Annotated in this window: 12 protein-coding genes; 2 read left to right on the forward strand and 10 right to left on the reverse strand. The window is 61.2% G+C overall.

All coding sequences use genetic code 11. The annotated features are described in order from the left end of the window. Both VF436_RS12695 and VF436_RS12700 read left to right on the forward strand, forming a co-directional pair. Positions 1-490 (forward strand): alpha/beta hydrolase (locus tag VF436_RS12695; protein WP_330904395.1); only part of this gene is annotated, 490 nt, incomplete at its 5' end. A gap of 40 nt (positions 491-530) precedes the next feature. Then, positions 531-2,021: an OprO/OprP family phosphate-selective porin gene (locus VF436_RS12700; protein WP_330904396.1), complete on the forward strand. Its 1,491-nt coding sequence runs from the start codon at positions 531-533 to the stop codon at positions 2,019-2,021. A gap of 353 nt (positions 2,022-2,374) precedes the next feature. Here VF436_RS12700 and VF436_RS12705 read toward each other — a convergent pair whose 3' ends face one another. The 10 genes from VF436_RS12705 to VF436_RS12750 all read right to left on the reverse strand — a co-directional run. Beyond that, a complete protein-coding gene (locus VF436_RS12705) occupies positions 2,375-2,734 on the reverse strand; it encodes a response regulator (RefSeq protein ID WP_330904397.1) in 360 nt (119 codons plus the stop codon). A gap of 26 nt (positions 2,735-2,760) precedes the next feature. Further along, positions 2,761-4,713: a response regulator gene (locus VF436_RS12710; protein WP_330904398.1), complete on the reverse strand. Its 1,953-nt coding sequence runs from the start codon at positions 4,711-4,713 to the stop codon at positions 2,761-2,763. Beyond that, positions 4,703-5,551, reverse strand: a complete 849-nt coding sequence (locus VF436_RS12715) for a HAMP domain-containing sensor histidine kinase (RefSeq protein WP_330904399.1) — start codon at positions 5,549-5,551, stop codon at positions 4,703-4,705. The genes VF436_RS12710 and VF436_RS12715 overlap by 11 nt, the downstream gene beginning before the upstream one ends. Beyond that, positions 5,548-6,558 carry an ATP-binding protein gene (locus tag VF436_RS12720; protein WP_330904400.1) on the reverse strand — a complete coding sequence of 337 codons (1,011 nt, stop codon included), beginning with the start codon at positions 6,556-6,558 and terminating at the stop codon, positions 5,548-5,550. Before VF436_RS12720 ends, VF436_RS12715 begins: the two co-directional genes overlap by 4 nt. Continuing rightward, entirely contained in the window at positions 6,555-6,959 is a 405-nt protein-coding gene (locus VF436_RS12725) for an anti-sigma regulatory factor (RefSeq protein ID WP_330904401.1), read from the reverse strand. The genes VF436_RS12720 and VF436_RS12725 overlap by 4 nt, the downstream gene beginning before the upstream one ends. After that, positions 6,956-7,318, reverse strand: a complete 363-nt coding sequence (locus VF436_RS12730) for an STAS domain-containing protein (RefSeq protein WP_330904402.1) — start codon at positions 7,316-7,318, stop codon at positions 6,956-6,958. Before VF436_RS12730 ends, VF436_RS12725 begins: the two co-directional genes overlap by 4 nt. A gap of 4 nt (positions 7,319-7,322) precedes the next feature. Further along, the gene (locus tag VF436_RS12735; RefSeq protein WP_330904403.1) at positions 7,323-8,177 is read right to left on the reverse strand and encodes an STAS domain-containing protein; all 855 of its coding nucleotides are present in this window, start codon (positions 8,175-8,177) and stop codon (positions 7,323-7,325) included. A 417-nt stretch (positions 8,178-8,594) separates the two neighbouring features. Next, positions 8,595-9,725: an OprO/OprP family phosphate-selective porin gene (locus VF436_RS12740; RefSeq protein ID WP_330904404.1), complete on the reverse strand. Its 1,131-nt coding sequence runs from the start codon at positions 9,723-9,725 to the stop codon at positions 8,595-8,597. Between the two features lie 180 nt (positions 9,726-9,905). Next, entirely contained in the window at positions 9,906-11,576 is a 1,671-nt protein-coding gene (locus VF436_RS12745) for a ShlB/FhaC/HecB family hemolysin secretion/activation protein (RefSeq protein ID WP_330904405.1), read from the reverse strand. A gap of 116 nt (positions 11,577-11,692) precedes the next feature. Then, positions 11,693-13,043, reverse strand: a 1,351-nt coding sequence (locus tag VF436_RS12750; protein WP_330904406.1) for a collagen-like triple helix repeat-containing protein, incomplete at its 5' end; no start/stop codon positions are given.

The raw sequence follows: 13,043 nt of genomic DNA on the forward strand, positions 1-13,043 counted from the left end.
CTTTGGCGATGCTTTTTACGCGCCGGTGGACGCCGCCGACCAGCAGTCCTCGCGGCCGGATTTTGCCGGTTTGATCTACCCGGTGATCTCCCTGCGTTCACCGTACGACACCACGCGCTCGTTCCGCGAGCTCTCGGTGCAGCCTGATGCGGTACAGGCCTATTCGGTGGAACTGCATGTCACTCATGAAACGTCGCCGACCTTCCTTGCGCAGGCGCAGGACGATCCGATCGCCAATATTGGCAACAGCCTGGTGATGTTCGATGCGCTGCACAAGCAGAGCGTGGCGTCGGAATTGCACATATTCGAGAGCGGTGGACATGGTTGGGGATTGGGTACGCCAGGAAGCCTGGTCGCGGCATGGCCGCGCCTGTTCGCCGACTGGATTCGCTCCCATGGCTGGCTGCCTTCCAACGGCGAACCAGCGGTCGTGGCGCCCAGCAAGCCGACACATGCCAAGCGGGCGGAATTGCCCGATGGCGATGACTGAATCGTCCCAACTATTCGATCCGGGGATTAGGGGAAAAACCATGCAGACATTTACGCGTCGCCTGCTCATGGCAGGTTCGGCCTCCGTTCTGCTCGGCGCTTTGGCGCCAGCGCATGCAGCGGACGGCAACGTCACCACAAAACAGCTCATGAAGCTGGTGCAGCAGCAGGCGGAAGAAATTAATGACTTGAAGCAACGTCTGGCGGCCATCGAAGCGCATGAGCAGGGCACTGCCAGCGCCACGGCTGCCAAGGCGGATACGACATCGCCCATGGCTACGCAGGCGCAGGTGCAAGCTGCGATTGCCGAATCCCGCGCCAGTGAGCTGGCCCTTGTACAGGCCCAGGCCGGAGGCGGTGGCGGGGGTTCTGGCGGCGGCAATGCCAGTTGGGGCAAGGGCGGCGAAGCCGGTCCGCTGTTCAGCAGCCAGGATGGCTTTTTCACCTTCAAGCCCGATGGCCGATTGCTCGTGGACTTCACCGGTACACGCGGCTCGTCGTATCAGGCGCGCAACATCAATGGTTCGCAGGTCACCCAGGCGCGCCTGGGGGCCGAGGGCACGATCGGTTCGTTGGGTTATCACATCGAGGCCGACTTCGCGGGCAACAAAGTGGCATTGCGGCAGTCGTATCTCAGCTACGCGGCTGAGTTCTGGGGGCTGCGTGAGAAGTTCTACGTCGGTAACTTCCTCAAGGACCTGGGCACCGAGGGTTCCAGCGAGCAGGCGCGAACACCCTTCATGCTGCGCAATGCGGCGGTCACGGTGGGCGAGCCGGTCAACAGCTTCTTCGGTCTGGGCGCGCAGATGAAGGTGTTCGGCGATAACTGGCATTACAGCTTGTCGGTGACGGGCAATTCACCATCCAGTTCGACCACCGGCAGCAGTTCCGATTCGATTGCTTATCTGACGCGTGCACACTGGAATCCCATCAAGGGAAGCGATGGCTTCCTGCACCTGGGTGCGTGGTACTGGTATGAAAGCATCAGCAGCGGCATCACCAGCATCAACAACACGCCAGCCATTGCGCTCGACTACAACGCCAATCTGGCGGTGTCGGCCAGTTCCATCGCCAATCCGTCGCAGGACCATGGTTCGGGTTTCGAATTGGGCGGCGTCTATCGCGGTTTCTGGGCCATGAGCGAATACGGTCGTCGCACCATTGATTCGCACACCACGGATGCGGTCACCCGTCACGGATCTTCGTTTGCCGCCGGCTGGATGGTCACGGGTGAAAAGCCAGGCTTCTCCAGTCGTTCGGGTAGTTGGGGCGCCGTGAAGGTCAATGATCCGGTGACGTCTGGTGGCTGGGGTGCATGGGAACTGGCCGCGCGCGTGGACCATTACGACTATACCGATGCCCCGCGTGGTGGCCTGGGCCAGAGCTATACCTTCGGCGTCAACTGGTACCTCAATGACTGGTCGAGGTTGATGTTCAACTACGTCCGTTGGCATACCGACAACAAAGTTGGCAGCTACCAAGGACCGGATTGGGGTAACTCGTTCGGCATTCGTACCCAGGTGGTGTTTTAAGGCCTCTTGTGCCGCTCGGTTCTTTTCAGAGCTCCAATCTGCGACTGAATCGCAGATTGCATCGCCACTAAAGTCGCTCCTGCCAAGCGAGGTGGCGCGGGTTGGCTGCTTGAAGAATGAACTCCCGGTGAGGGTTACGACCGCACCACAACCCGGCGCATGTAGGAGCGATTTCAATCGCGATGCAAGCCGCGACTTATGTCGCAGCTTGGAGTTTTCAAAGCTCCAAGCTGCGACTAAATCACGGATTGCATCGCAACTGCCAGATGAGATCGATCGCGATGCGAGGCAGATCGCGGCGAGAGCTTAGATTGAAATTTCTTTCGCGTGCGGACTCGCTGCACCGGGGCAGGTCAGTGCTTCTTCTCGCATGCCTGCGCGATCAGGGTCAGTAGCTCATGGGTGCCGTAGGGTTTGGCCAGGAAGCGTATGCTCCGATCGACCTTGCTGGCCCAGGACAGATCGCCGGACATGACTACGACAGCTGCTTCCAGGCCACCGTCGCGCAGGCCTTGCACGAGGGCCAGACCATCGGCACCGGCGCGCAGGTTGACGTCGGTCAGGACGACATCGATGTCCTGGCGCGAAGACGCCAGCGCCTGGGCGTCTTTCGCGTCGCTGGCGCACAGTACTTCGTAGCCGGCATCTTCGAGCACCATCGATGTGATATCCGCTACCGCCGGGTCGTCTTCAACCAATAACACTGTGTCCATGTTGCTTGCCTGTGATGTTTCGGGTTCTAGGGTGAAATCGGGCCGCGTGAATCGAGCATGTTGCGTACCTTGCGCAGGAACGTGTCGATCTCGAACGGCTTGGTGATCAGGTCCATCGACTTGCCGAGAAAGCTTTCCTTGTCCAGGGCGTTGCCAGCGTAGCCGGTCATCAGCAGTACCGGCAGGTGCGGGCGGTCTTCGCGAGCCACTTCAGCCAGTTCGCGCCCACTCATGCCGGGCAGGCCCACGTCGGTAAGCAGCAGGTCGATGCTCGGGTCGCCCTTGAGCAGGTGCTGGGCGGTTTCCACATCCGCCACCTGTGTACAGCGGTAGCCCGCATTGATCAGCAATTCGGCCGCCAGCACGCGCACCGTCGCCATGTCCTCGACCAGCAAGATGTGCTCGTGTCCGCCCCCGGCGGCTTTATCCAGGGACTTGGCCGGCTGGGAGCGGGGCAATTCGCCGGTCGGAAGCAGGATGGTGACTTCGGTGCCTATGCCCATGCGGCTGCGGATGCGCACGTGCCCACCCGATTGGCGGGCAAAGCCGTAGATCATCGACAGTCCCAGGCCGGTGCCCTGGCCCGGTGGCTTGGTGGTAAAGAACGGATCGAATACCTTGTCGATCACATCCGGCGCGATACCGGTGCCGTTGTCGCTTACGCTGACTGCCACGTAATCGCCGTCCGCCAGTGCGCTGTCGCGATGAATGGAACGGATTGCCGTGTTTACCTTGATCTCGCCACCCTGGGGCAGGGCATCCCTGGCATTGATCACCAGGTTGAGCACGGCGTTCTCGAGCTGGTTCACATCGACGCGCGCAATGGGAGCGTTTGGCGAAAGATCCATGATCAGGCGGATGCTTTCGCCAATCGTCCGGCGCAATAGGTCTTCCAGCGAGCTGACGTGCTTGTTGATATCGGCCGAGCGTGCATCGAGCGGTTGTTGACGCGCGAATGCGAGCAGGCGGTGGGTGAGAGCGGCCGCGCGCTGGGCCGAGCTCAGCACGGTGGTGGCTAGGCGAGGGATGCCATCGAGCCTGCCTTCGTCGATACGGCGGGTCATCATCTCCACGCCGGTGATGATGCCTGTCAACAGGTTATTGAAGTCGTGCGCGATGCCGCCGGTCAGCTTGCCCAGGGCGTCCATTTTCTGTGCTTGCAGCAATTGCGCTTCGGCGCGCGCACGGCCCTCCGATTCCTGAGCCAGCTGGGAGTTGGCCGAGTCGAGTTGCTCAAGCTGGTCGCGTTCGCGTTCGCGTTGCTCGGTCACGTCATCGACGAACAGGATACCCACGTCGGGTGCGCGATAAGGGGTCACGCGCCACTCGGTTTCCAGCACGGTCGAGCCGATGAATAACCGCAGCGTACCGCTCCAGCGTCGACGCTCCTTGACGCAACGCTTGAGTTCATCGATGGATTCGTCTTGGTCGGCGACAAGCCGCGTAGCAAGTTGGGGGGCATCCTGCTCAAGCAGGCGCAGGAAGGCGTGGTTGCTTTCCAGTACGGCCAGCGAGGAATCGATCACCGCGATCGGTGCGGCGATATTGGCGAAGATATCGTGAAATCGCTCTTCGCTTTCGCGCAGCGCCGCCTCGGTGTCGCGCACACGCAGCAGGCTGCGCAGGGTTGCCAGCAACACATCGGGATCCACGGGATGGATCAGGTAGGCATCTGCGCCGGCCTCCAGGCCGGTGACCATGTCGCCCGTGGCCATGGCCGCGGCCGAGACATGAATGACCGGCGTCAGCGCGGTGCGCGTCTCGGTACGCAGCTGGCGCACGATGTCGAAGCCGCTCATGTCCGGCAGGTTGACGTCCAGGATCAGTGCATCGGGCGTACGCTTGGCGATGCTTGCCAGACCTTCCTCTCCGGAGCCTGCTTCATCGACCTGATAGCCATGGTGTTCGAGCGTGCGCTTGATCGCGTAACGCGTACCAACGTTATCGTCGATGATCAACAGGCGCGTGTTAGCCGGCATGGGCGGCCTCTTCAGATAACTTGATCGGCAGTACCACATGAAATTCCGAGCCTTCACCCGGAAAGCTGCTCATGCCGACACGGCCACCCAGCAGTTCGGCAAAGCGCCGGCACAGCGACAGGCCCAGCCCGGTGCCGCGATAGCGCTTCTGCAACGGCGACTGGATCTGGTTGAAGTCCTTGAACAGCTCGCCTTGTTGATCCAGTGGGATACCGATGCCGGTGTCACGGACGGCGAAGCGCACTTCGTTGGCGTTTTCCATGGCGGCGTAGACGCGTACTTCCCCTTTTGGCGTGAATTTCAACGCATTGGAGATGTAATTTCGCAGGATTTGGGTGAGCTTTTTGTCATCGGTATAAAGCCGGGGGATGTCCTTGAGGTCCTCAAAGACCAGGTCGGCCGAGGTCATGTCCGCGATCGGGCGGAACATGCCGCGCAGGGCGGAGAACAGATCGATCATGTCGAACCATGCCGGTGAGATCGTGATGCGACCGGCCTCGATCTTGGTCAAGTCCAGAAGATCGTCGACCATGTCGCTCAGCTCCCGCGCTGCGCTGCTGACCAAATGCACCTGCTTTTGCTGCTCGTCGCTGAGCGGGCCGTCCAGCCCATCGGAAAGCAGGCGCGTCATGCTCAGGATGGAACCTAGAGGAGCGCGAAATTCGTGGCTCATATAGGACAGGAACCGGCTTTTCAGATCCGAGGCCTGCCGCAGTTCCTCAGCCTGGTTGTCCAGTTCCGCGTACAAGGCCAGTACCCCGTGGTTGGTCTCGTCCAATTCGGCACGCAGGGCTTCGTTTTCCGCTTTGAGGCGTTGCAGCTCACTTGTATCGGTCATGTACTGGCCTCCAGTGCGACCACCAGCACGGTGGCATCGTCGCGTCCACGGCAAAAGTCCCGGTGCAGCAGCGCAGCGATCACCGCCGGATGTCTGTGCCAGAGCCCAGGGTAGTCGCTTAGTCGCCAGCGCGATTGCAACCCATCGCTGTGCATGATCAGCAGTTGCCCCCCGGCTTGTGAAAAGATGAGGGGGTGCAGAGTGCGAAACTGCAGCCCCACAATGCCCGGATGCGAGGCTAGCCCTCGTGAGCTTTCTCCAGTCTCCAGGCTCGCGCCGATATTGCCAATGCCCACGAAGTGCAACTGGTTTTCGCAGGTGTCGAAGCGTGCCATGGCCGCAGCGCCACCGCGTGTTCCCATCATGGCCTGGTGGATTGACTGCAGTGCCTCGACCGGTGACAGCATGTGCGTGTCGGCGAAGCGCTCGGCGCCCGCGATAGCCGCGTTTGCCGCTTCGTCACCATGTCCGAGACCGTCGATGACCAGTGCACTGATCCCGGTCTCACGCCATGCGATCGACCAAGTATCGCCGCTGTTTGTGCCCTCGGTCATCGAGTGGTGACTGACGCCGAAGCGCCTGTCCACCTGGCGGCGCGCCCGTCCTGCATAGATGCGCGCCAGCACGACTGAGCCTCGGGTGTCACTGAAGACATCGAAAACCTGAGCCATGCGCGAGATCGCGCCCAGGCCGATGCCTTGCGTGCCGCCCGTGGAGTAACCGTCAGCCAGGCAGACATCGATATTGAAGCCGTCGCCACGATCAATCGCGATGATTTCCACGCCTTGCATGCCCGGCGTCGGCACGATGCGCAGATGCAATTCACCTCGCTGCGCGTGCTTATGGATGTTACTGGCCAGTTCGGTCGCCACCAGGGCCACGCGGCCGGCATCGACATCATCGAAGCCGGCGAGTGCGGCCAACTGCTGGGATACGCGGCGCGCGTTACCCACCTGTGTGACGTCATCGATCACCAGGACTTGGGTCAGGGTGCCTGGGATGATCATGTCCACCGCGTAATGGCGACGCGGGTTCCCTTGCCAGGTGCGCTATCGAGTTCGAATTCGTCGACCAGGCGCTTGGCGCCGGTAAGTCCCAGGCCCAGGCCGGAGCCCGACGTCCAACCATCGGTCATTGCCAGCTTGAGGTCAGGAATTCCCGGGCCCTCATCGCGAAAGACCAGGCGCAGGCCAGTGCGCGCGCCTTCGGTCAGGACTTCCCAGTCCATCACGCCACCGCCGCCGTATACCAGGGCATTGCGCGCCAATTCGCTTGCCGCGGTGACGATCTTGGTCTGGTCGACCAGCCTAAGTCCGCATTCCTGCGATAGGCGTCGTACGGCTTGGCGCGCCATCACGATGTCAGGCTCGCTGCGCACGGGTTGCGAACCGCTGCGTTCAGTGATCATCGGGTATCCAGGCTTTCGCGCAACAGGCTCATCCCGCGCTCGACATCCAGGGCGGTGCGCACGCCCGGCAGGGTCAGGCCCAGTTCCACCAGCGTGATCGCCACGGCCGGCTGCATGCCGACCACGACGGTTTCAGCGTCCATGATACGCGACAGCCCGGAGATCGTGCTGATCATCCGGCCAATGAAGGAATCGACGATATCCAGCGAGGAGATGTCGATAAGTACGCCGCGGGCGGCGGTCTTGCGAATACGTTCGGCTAGATCGTCCTGCAAGGTCAGGGCTAGCTTGTCGTGCATGTCTACCTGGATGGTGACGAGTAAAAACTCGCCCATGCGAAGAATGGGAATGCGGTCCATGCAATCAGTCCGCCGCCGGCACCACGCGAAGGCCCGCACGCTTGAGCGCCAAGGCCAAGGCATCGGCGAGGTTGGACTTGGTGATCACGCCTTGCAGATCCAGCCCCAGGTGCACGATGGTCTGGGCGATCTGCGGACGCACGCCGCTGATGATGCAATCGGCACCCATCAAGCGGATCGCGGTGACTGTCTTGAGTAGATGCTGGGCAACCAGCGTATCGACGGTCGGTACACCGGTAATGTCGATGATCGCCACCTCCGAGCCGGTATCGACGATCTTCTGCAGCAGCGACTCCATCACCACCTGGGTACGCTGGGAATCGAGCGTGCCGATCATCGGCAGTGCCAGAATACCGTCCCATAACTTGACTACGGGCGTGGACAATTCCAGTAGTTCCTCCTGCTGCCGTTTGATCACGTCTTCGCGGGATTTCTGGAACGTACGGACGGTGTGCATGCCCAGTGCATCGACCAGCTCGGAGATCATCCAGACCTGTTCGGTCAGCAGTAGTGGATCGCTGGCAAATTCGCGCTGTATCAGTGCGAACAAAGCCTGCTTGAGCGAGAATACGAAAGTGGCTGTATGCTGCGAATCGAAGCCCTGGAGTGCGCGACTGCGCGAGACCTGTTCCAGGAATTGGCGGATCTTTTCCCAGGTGGCGCTGCCGATGTTGGACGTGTCGCCGTTCTGCGATGCCTCCACCAGCAGCATCAGCATCTGATTGGTCTCTCTATGGAGCAATTCCTCGCCGACGCCGCGTGCCGCCCCAGTGGATTCAAGACCGGCGCGCCAGTTGGCCAGCAGGTCATTCTCATAAGTGCGAATAGCTTCGATCGTTTTCGGATGCAACGAAGGCATGGCTTTACCCCTGGCACAAAGTTCGGTGATTTTGACCCTTTGTTTCAGGCAATGGAATAGCGTTTGCCACGGATGCTTCGTTGACGGGACCTTCACGGATTTCATTTGCTGCCTGGGCAGCGTGGCATAGCGCCTGGAGTGCTCAGTGTCCGTAGGCGAGCAAGGGGCAGTGATGGGCGAGCCGGCCATGAGTTCAGGTCCGTTGTCGGGCTTAACGGAAGCGCGCATGGGTCTAGGGGTCGTTTCAGCCATAGCAACAGAACAGCTTGATCCAGCGTTCCACGCACGGTCATGTCGAGGCATCTTGCGGTGTACCGACCGCAAGGTCGTAGCACAGGCTATGCCTCACGTCGCGCGAGGGGCGAGTGCTTGAGTGCTTCCTTGGCCTATGAAACCCTGGTCATTGCTGGGTCATGATCAGAAATGCAACTGCGCATGCAGGCCGGTGACGCGACCATGGGTGACCTGGCCATGACGGCTGGCACGGACGAAGATATGGTTGGCCTGAAGCTTCCAGTGTTTGTTCAAGTACCAGTTCAGGCCCAAAGTCAGGTTGCGTGCTCGGCCTCCGTTCACAGCGGCGTGGTTCAGATCTATGTAGCTGTAGCGAAGCAGGACTTCCAGGGCACCGTAAGCGTGCTCAGGGATGATGTTACCCACCTGACCTTGATTGTACGGGCGGGATTCGCCAGTCACGACGTAACTGGCAAAGGCGTAATAGCCATGGCCATAGAACGCGGCCGATTGTCGGCGAGATGTATGCGTGGCCAGATATTCGCCTTGCAGTGACCATGGGCCTCGGATCCAAAGCCCCTCGGCGCCATAGCGCCGTACGTGCCGGGCATCTGCGAGCGGGCCAGTATCGATAAGTCGCACCGGCAGAAGATTGGCCTCGGGGCGCGATTGCCAGCGGACGGGGGGCAGCGGTGCAGTCAGGTTGCGCAGCATCTGTTCGGAAGACCAGGACGCGCCAACATGCAGCACATTCGTGCCGTCGTGGCGAGCGACCCAGGCCACGCGTGCAGCCTTGGTGCGACTGTGCTGACGTGTGTCGAAATCGCTGCGCGGATAATAGCCTGCCTCCACCAGGTATCCGGGGCGGTACATGGCCCAATCGACTCCCACGCGTCGGTTCTGGAAAAAGGCCTGCATGGGAAGGCCGAATTCGAGGAAGCTGCGATTGCGTGAATTGGTCAGCGACTCGAAGCCGAATGGCACGCGTGCCTGGCCGATACGCAGGCGGCCGGCATCCTTGTCGAACAACCAGCGCGTTTGCATCGTAAGCGTGGCATCAAACCAGCGCCTGGCACCAAATTCGTAGTACAGAAAAAGGTCCCAGCGGTCCTTGGCTACAAGCCGGGTGCCTAGCTCCTTGCGACGAAAGCGTTGTTCGCTCTGCTGGAAGGCATGGTTGCTCGCATAGGCGATATTGCCAGTAAAGCTCAGTCTCTTGTCATCCCATGTCACTGCAGGCGGCCATGGCGAAAATTGGGCGAACGCTGTACTTGGCAGCAAAGCCAGCGCGGCATACTTCAACAACCCTTTCATGGCGCCTCCCCCCCTTTAAAGGGTTTGAGGCTAGGCTGGTATTAGGTCGGCGTATGCCAGATCGGGCTTACATGTATGTAAGGTAGCGCTCGCATTTGGATGTCATTACGAGCACCTGGGCTCGTCGCGGCGGTGAATGGGCGTAAGCCAGATCGACGATACGTGCTTAGCTTGCAGGTATCACTCCAGCTGATACGAGAAGCTCAAGCCGTAGCGCGGGTAGCTTTCGTTGGCCAGATGGTTGCCTATCGCCTGGGCGGCTGAAATATCCACGTTGTAATGCTTGCCGTCGCTGAGGCGCAGACCCAGTGCAACGCTGCGCAAGGTGTCGATGGGCAGGTCGGTACCATGCAGGTAAACCCGCGATACCTGTGCGACCACATAGGGCGTAAGCGACTTGAGCCATTTCAACGACGACACGAATGGACGATTGAGTTCGGCCGATGTACCCCAGCCACTGTCTCCGGATAGGGTGCCTGGGTCATAGGCCATGCCATAGCGCGGGCCGCCGAAACTGATCTGTTCGCCGGAGGGTAGGTGGTTGTGGCTGTATTGACCGTTGAGACTGAGCACCGTACCCCAGTGTTTGCCCCAGCTGTCGCTTTGCGAGGCAGAGAGGTCATAACGGGTGAAGCGCGTGTCGGTCAGTTGTCCAGCAGATACCGGTGCGTTACTGAGTATTTCAGTGCGCGCACCAAGCGCGTCGATACCTTGGCCCACGGTGACATTCAGCTTGCGTACGCGCCGGTTACTTGCCTGGACGAAATCCAGATCCAGGTGCAATACGCGCACGCGAGTGCGTAACTGCAGCGACACATCGTTGAGCTGGTTGAGGTACATGTCATCCTGGTTCGAGCCGTACAGGCCGGCGCCAGCGACCAGGCTGCGGCTGGGTCCAAGCAGGATAGGGTAGGTGAAGGCGAGACCGAGATGATCCTGCCGTAGCCGATGACGGATGTAGGCGGGCAGGGCGTTATTGTCGATATCCGGATCGCCGTAGAAGTAGGAGCCATCAAGTTTGCTCATGAAACCGTCGGACCCAAGCATCTGCGAATAACCGGCGGCGTAGAATTCTTGCCCGCCGCGGCCTCGGGGATAGGTGAACGAAGCGTTGAGTTGTTCACCCAACGGTGTCATGCCATTGAGCATGCCATTGACCAGGCCCTGCACGCCGGGATGATTGAAGTCGATGCCGCTGGTGACGTTGTAGCGCTTTCGCTGCACGTCGAGTTGCAATCGCGTGGCACCGTCGGTGGTGGTAGGGGCCGGCACATTGGCCGCTATCTTTGTGCCCGGCAGCATGCCAAGCACCTGCAGGTAACGTTCGAACGTGCTGCGCCTGAGTGGGCGATCGGCGGTGATGTGCCGTGCGATGGCCCTGATCTTGCGTTCCATGTTGCCAGGTGAGCCTTTGATATCCACCGCGGCGACGTAGCCTTCGACGGCCACGACCTGGACCGCGCCCTGGTCAAAGCGTTGGCCGGGTACGAAGCAGAACGAGAGCGCATAACCACGTTGTTGATAAAGCTTGCTGCACGCATCGGCCGCGGCGACGACGTCGCCGACCGTTACGGTCTTGCCGGTGAGCGGCTTGAAAAGCGCGGCGACGTCATCGAAGGCGATGGATCGTACACCCACGATATCGACGCGGGTCGGCGTGATTGGACTGGCCAACAATGCCTGCAGCGCGGAGTTGTTTTGCCGTTGCACATTGAGCGTGACGCTAGGCTGTGCCGCGGGTGTTTCCACGCGTGGAAGCGTTTGCAAGGGATTGGCTACCGGAGGGCGCGCCTGCCCCCAGGCATGCATGGCCACGGTGGCGGCGAGAGGCACAATCCACCATTTCCTCATCGGTGTCGCTCCTTGTGATGGCCTGGAAGGCATCAAGCCGTTCGAAGGGCTCGATGGCTACGAACCTCATGGCATGCGAAAAGGCGGCCAACTGGCCGCCTTTTCGTGTTCATGCCTTACTTTTTGTGACCGCCGCCAAGTCCGCCAAGCAAGCCGCCGAGCAGGCCGCCGTTCTTGTCGTCGTTGCCACTTCCCGTGGTGCCGCTGCCGGCCGAACCTGAAAGGCCGCCCACGGAGCCCGTGAGGCCGCCGGTGACGTTGCTCAGTCCGCCCACACCGGAAGTGGCGCTGGCCAATCCATTGACAACGGTGTTGAGCGTTTGCGTGACCGGTTGCAGAGGGCCGCTGCTGACGGCGGTACCCACGCCCGTGCCCACGTTCGATACCGCACCGCCGACGGTGCCCACGACGTTGCCGACAACCGACGTCACTGGGCTGAGGGGAGCCAATTGTCCACTGCCAATACTGGCGACTGTGCCGCCAATACCAGTGACTGCCTGGCCAGCGCCGGTGACACCATTGCTCACACCTGCCAGGGTGACGGTGGCCGGATCGGCGATAGCGCCTGATTGACCAAGACCCGCGGTTAACCCGCCACCCACGGTGCTCACTGCGCCTCCCAGTGTCTGAACACTGCCGCCGAGCGCTGACACGGTCGGATTGGCACCGCCGGGGAGCGGTGCCGAAGCGATGCCGCCACCCACACTGCTGACTAAGCCGCCGACGCCGGTGGTCACGCCGCCGCCTGTCTGCGACACCGCCGCCACCAAGTTGCCGGGCCCACCGGCAGCTCCGTTTGCATTGGTCTGTCCGAGCGTCAGCACGGGCGTCACCACATTACTTAGCGTCTGGGTCAGTTGCTGACTTGGATTGCTGCCGAGCAGATGATTGAGTCCGCCACTACCTTCATAGACCCCTTGCCCAAGGGTGGACACCGTAGTGCCGACCAAAGAGGTGATGGGCGAAATCGGTGAGCCCTGAAAAGCCCCCACCGCCGTGACCGTCTGGCCGAGATCATTGACGGCATTGCCAACGTCGCCGACCACATTGCTGAGGCTGCCCGTGGTCACGCCCACTGGATTGGCGATATTGCCGGTCTGGCCGAGGCCGCCGGTCACTCCATTGCCCAACGAGGTGACGGCACCTCCCAGGTTGCTCACCACGCCGCCCAGGCCCTGGGTTACGCCGTTGCTGCCGCCCAACAAGGTTTGATTGGGAATCTGAGAGCCGACGTTGGACACCAGGCCGCCGGTATCGGTGACGATGTTACCTGCGCCGGTGACGATGCTGCTGATCAGACCATCAGGGGGAGGCGTGCCACCACCGCCCGAGCCACCACCGCCGTTGTCGCCGCCGCCGTTGTCGCCGCCGCCGCCACCGCCGCCACCGCCACCGCCACCGCCACCATTATCGCCACCACCGCCGCCGGAGCCGCCGCCATTACCGCCACCACCACCGCCGCCGGAG

It is taken from the genome of Dyella sp. (genome assembly GCF_036384435.1).
Classification (GTDB): Bacteria; Pseudomonadota; Gammaproteobacteria; order Xanthomonadales; family Rhodanobacteraceae; genus GSA-30.

Coding starts and splice junctions, on each gene's coding strand:
- VF436_RS12700 (WP_330904396.1), top strand. CDS start 531: ATGCAGACATTTACGCGTCGCCTGCTCATGGCAGGTTCGGCCTCCGTT.
- VF436_RS12705 (WP_330904397.1), bottom strand. CDS start 2,734: ATGGACACAGTGTTATTGGTTGAAGACGACCCGGCGGTAGCGGATATC.
- VF436_RS12710 (WP_330904398.1), bottom strand. CDS start 4,713: ATGCCGGCTAACACGCGCCTGTTGATCATCGACGATAACGTTGGTACG.
- VF436_RS12715 (WP_330904399.1), bottom strand. CDS start 5,551: ATGACCGATACAAGTGAGCTGCAACGCCTCAAAGCGGAAAACGAAGCC.
- VF436_RS12720 (WP_330904400.1), bottom strand. CDS start 6,558: ATGATCATCCCAGGCACCCTGACCCAAGTCCTGGTGATCGATGACGTC.
- VF436_RS12725 (WP_330904401.1), bottom strand. CDS start 6,959: ATGATCACTGAACGCAGCGGTTCGCAACCCGTGCGCAGCGAGCCTGAC.
- VF436_RS12730 (WP_330904402.1), bottom strand. CDS start 7,318: ATGGACCGCATTCCCATTCTTCGCATGGGCGAGTTTTTACTCGTCACC.
- VF436_RS12735 (WP_330904403.1), bottom strand. CDS start 8,177: ATGCCTTCGTTGCATCCGAAAACGATCGAAGCTATTCGCACTTATGAG.
- VF436_RS12740 (WP_330904404.1), bottom strand. CDS start 9,725: ATGAAAGGGTTGTTGAAGTATGCCGCGCTGGCTTTGCTGCCAAGTACA.
- VF436_RS12745 (WP_330904405.1), bottom strand. CDS start 11,576: ATGAGGAAATGGTGGATTGTGCCTCTCGCCGCCACCGTGGCCATGCAT.